General features: G+C 65.0%; 1 protein-coding gene. It reads right to left on the minus strand.

The annotated features are described in order from the left end of the window. Positions 1-637: 637 nt before the first annotated feature. Complete coding sequence (locus D6B71_RS22345; protein WP_121259006.1) at positions 638-1,450, minus strand: prolipoprotein diacylglyceryl transferase; 813 nt, start codon at positions 1,448-1,450, stop codon at positions 638-640. Positions 1,451-1,560: the final 110 nt, after the last annotated feature.

Below are 1,560 nucleotides of genomic sequence, written 5' to 3' on the forward strand. Positions count from 1 at the left end.
ACGCCGGGACCGACACGTCAGGCCGTACCCCAACCGACACGTGAGGTCGTACCCCGACAACGCCGTCGTCTCGGTGCCCTCGGGCAGGCAGCCTGAGCTGCCTGGCAGCGAGAAAGGCCCGCACCCCGTCCTCATACGTCCGGCCGTCCACGTATCGGCGGTAGTCCCCGTGGGGGGTTCGAACCGAGTCGTGTCGGCGTCGGATGGCGGGCGAGGATCTCACAGCACCTCGTGTACAACAGGCGCTTCCAGGCCTTGGCATGGATGGCAGCGGTGTCAGTGACCACGCCGTCCATGTCGAAGATGACCGCGACATGCGACCGTCGGAGTGCCGCTCGGAGAGACCGCTACTGGTGCCCGTGACTGCCCTTCGCGTGGTGTCGGCTTGATCGTTGCCGGGGGCGTCCCGTGCTTTGGTGTCCTGCTACTCACCCTGCCTTGGAGATGAAGGCCGTCCACGCTTCATCTGAAGGTGCGCTGAAGACCCAACCCTCCCCAAGCCTCCACCATCGGCGAGCTGCGAAGGCGCCAAACGGGGCCAGTTCCGTTGTCTCCACGTTGTGCGGAGGCAGAACGAGGCTGCGGCGTCGCGGGGCCAGGCCCTTCCGGGAGGTGGCGGCGCGCCGGGCGTCCGCGCCTAGGAGCGCGCTCGTTCATCCGTAACCGATGCGGTCGACGGGACCTCATCGGTGGCGCCCTCGGCACCGACGGCCTCCATTGGAGACGTCTCACGTTGGCGGACCAGAAGAAGTACGCAACCGAGGACCACAAGTGCCATCGACCAGATCTGAGGCTGCGTAAGCCCGAGCAGGACCGGATCATTGGTACGCACGGTCTCGACCAGAATGCGTGTCAGCCCACTGGCAATCGCGTAGACACCGAACAGTCGCAAAGGTGGCATGTGCGCCCTGAGAGACCAGAGTGCCGCTGCAAGAACGAAGGCGGCGGCCGCCTCGTAGAGTCCCGTGGGGTGCACCGGCACTGTGGTCGGGACGAACCCGTCCGGGAACGCCATTCCCCAGGGGAGGTCGGTCGGACGCCCGTATGTGCCGTCCCCAGCAAGGAAGCAGCCGATGCGCCCTATGCCATACGCGACAGCAAGTGGCGCCGCACTGATGCCGGCCAGGGTCGCGAGCGGTAAACCATGTCTCTTGGCGAGCCAGACAAACGTGGCTGCACCGGCGATGAGCCCGCCATACCAGGTGAAGCCGGAAGCGCCTAGGTGATGCAGCTGGAGATCGCCCGCATTCTCGACCAGGAAGTAGGCCTTGCCGCCGAGGAAGCCGACCACGGTCGCGAGGAACACGAGGTCCCAGGCCTTTTCCCGGTTCCAACCCAGACGGTCGAACTCACGACTGAGAAGGTAGGCCGCGACGATCGCGGCTAGTGCTTTGCTGACGCCGTAGCTGTTGATCGGTATACCGAACAGCTCGAATAGCACCGGTTGCATGATCTACTCGCCTGCCGTCGGCGGCTGACTCTGAGTCCACACGAGTCATCAGTGAGGTTCCCCCCGGACCGTAGAGGCATCGACAATGAGGATCGAGATGCCAGAGAAGC

This window comes from Nocardioides ferulae (assembly GCF_003660455.1).
Taxonomy (GTDB): Bacteria; Actinomycetota; Actinomycetes; order Propionibacteriales; family Nocardioidaceae; genus Nocardioides; species Nocardioides ferulae.

Bases quoted from the DNA above. Each gene is read 5' to 3' on its own strand.
- D6B71_RS22345 (WP_121259006.1), bottom strand. From the start codon at position 1,450: ATGCAACCGGTGCTATTCGAGCTGTTCGGTATACCGATCAACAGCTAC.